At 32.2% G+C, this 2,035-nt stretch carries 2 protein-coding genes; both read right to left on the bottom strand.

Annotated features, from left to right (window positions below):
• Positions 1-207 precede the first annotated feature (207 nt).
• On the bottom strand, positions 208-1,089 hold the full coding sequence (locus WA340_RS03870) for a hypothetical protein (RefSeq protein WP_336127366.1): 882 nt from the start codon (positions 1,087-1,089) through the stop codon (positions 208-210).
• A gap of 171 nt (positions 1,090-1,260) precedes the next feature.
• On the bottom strand, positions 1,261-2,001 hold the full coding sequence (locus WA340_RS03865) for a hypothetical protein (RefSeq protein WP_336127364.1): 741 nt from the start codon (positions 1,999-2,001) through the stop codon (positions 1,261-1,263).
• Positions 2,002-2,035 lie beyond the last annotated feature (34 nt).

Below are 2,035 nucleotides of genomic sequence, written 5' to 3'. Positions count from 1 at the left end.
AACGGTCTGGTGTATGGCTCGTTGCGTGCAAATTAGTGATTAATTTTCGGTTGAGCCACAAGCCAGATTTTTTAAATTTTACTATTTATTTTTTTGTTGGAAATCGTCAAATTTAAAAATTTGGCGACTTTCCAAATACGCCTTAACTTTGGTTTAAGCAACTGAATAGCAATGAGCTATACACGTTGTTGCCACACGTACTTCTTTTCAGATGTTTAATGGTTCCGCTACAAAATTATTACTTTTGCTTATTCGTAAAATCCTACACTCTATATCGCTGTACATTCTCAAGTTATTTAGCTCTTTTTTTATGCTCTTTTTATTTGGGTATATTTTTTTGTCAATGTGAATCATTGTCCGATATTTTCCATCAATAAAGAAACCTCTTTTTCCTTTTTCATCCAACATTACTGTTGCTGTTTGTATTGTTCCAACAAGGTTTTCTAATTCGCCAGTTAACCATTCTTTCTGCACGTTTTGATTTCCCAGAATAAGTCCACCATTTTTTAGAGTTCCTTTTTTCTTAATACCGTGAAAATATGTTTTTACTATGTCGCCTGCTTCGGCATTTAAAAGTTTATCATCATTAGTATATGTCGATTTATGTATTAAACCGTTAAAACTTCCATATTCCCAATCAAAGTGATAACCTAAATCGACAATTAAACCGTATTTGGATTTGTGTATAACGACACATTCGTATTGTTCGAGTGGAATTAATTTTGTTTTCTCAAAAATGTGGTTTTCTGCATTTACTGTGATTTGTATTGGTCTTACGTTTTCGGAAATGCTGTGGATTTTGCAGAAGAATTTTTTTCCAACCAAATGTTTTGCAACAGCTCGCCAATGTTCAACAGATTTGTATTCCCAAGGCATTTGGTAGAAAGATACATAAGCAAACAATCCTTTTACCTTAACAACAAATCCATTTCGTTTGGCAGAATTAATTCGGAATGGTAAACTTTGATGATTTTTTTGCGCCTCTTTTAGGTTGTCAACCAATACTGTCAAGTAATCCTTTTCCTCTGTTTTTTTCGGACTAAATAGATTCTCAATTTTGGTTTTAATTCTGTTCCAAGGAATGTTCATTAATTTCAGTTCGGTTTTTCTCGTATGTGTGGCAACGGTCTCGTATAACCGTCAGTTACGGGTTAAAATACGCAAATTTTTCGGTTTAGCACAGACGTTAGCAATTCCGAGTGGATTCGGACGTAGTCGAATCCGCCGTAATTGCGGTTATACATTGTTGTACGTAGTTTTTTATTCAATTAATTTAGTTAAGTCAACGTTAGTGATTTCCTCAAAGATTTGAGCAGCTAAATCAGTATCAATTTTTCCAATTCCAAAACTTACAATTTTTCCGATGAGCATCATTTTTAAATCTTTCTTACTAATCTTTTTACTTTTTCCTTTAAGTTCTTCGATTTCCTCAAATATTATTTCTTGTCCGAACCCAAGTTTATCTAGTCTTTCCAAAACAGAATCAATTCTCTGATGTAATTCAGTAAGCTCTTTTAAAGAATATTCAACATCATTATCGGTCAATTCACTTTCTGGGACTTGGTAATCTTGAAAAATACTTTGTTGTCTTTGAATTTCGTGATTTATGTTTCTAATATTACTTAATTCCGACCTGTTAATTCTCTCTTTTTCTTTTAAGAAATTTAACTCTTGATTTTGTCTTTTCTTTGTTTCGTTGTCAAGTGCTTTTGTCAAATAATCTTGATTTCGAGAAAGTTCTTTTCGTTTATCAGCTAACTTTTTTTCAAAGTCCGCAACTTTTGTACTTACTCTAATTAACTCTTTTGATTTTGAGTCAATTTGTCTTTGATAGCTTTGAGCAGTTGAAATACTTTTTGTAGATAGCATTCTTTTGGTCAGGTCATTAATTTTAGAATTCAAATCAACTCCCTTTTTTCTCTCCGCAGTTTGTTTTTTCATCAAATCCGCTATTTGAGAATTAAGTTGGCTTACTTTATTTCTATAATTACTTACTGACATTCTAAATGCTTGTTTTTAAATTACGTACAACGGT

The sequence above is a fragment of the Mesoflavibacter sp. CH_XMU1422-2 genome (genome assembly GCF_037029245.1).
In the GTDB taxonomy this organism is placed as follows: domain Bacteria; phylum Bacteroidota; class Bacteroidia; order Flavobacteriales; family Flavobacteriaceae; genus Mesoflavibacter; species Mesoflavibacter zeaxanthinifaciens.
Note: the sequence above shows the minus strand (reverse complement) of the source record. Positions and strands in the feature narration are given on the sequence as shown.

Excerpts from the sequence above, each read along its gene's own strand:
- WA340_RS03870 (WP_336127366.1), bottom strand. The coding sequence starts at position 1,089 with ATGAACATTCCTTGGAACAGAATTAAAACCAAAATTGAGAATCTATTT.
- WA340_RS03865 (WP_336127364.1), bottom strand. The coding sequence starts at position 2,001 with ATGTCAGTAAGTAATTATAGAAATAAAGTAAGCCAACTTAATTCTCAA.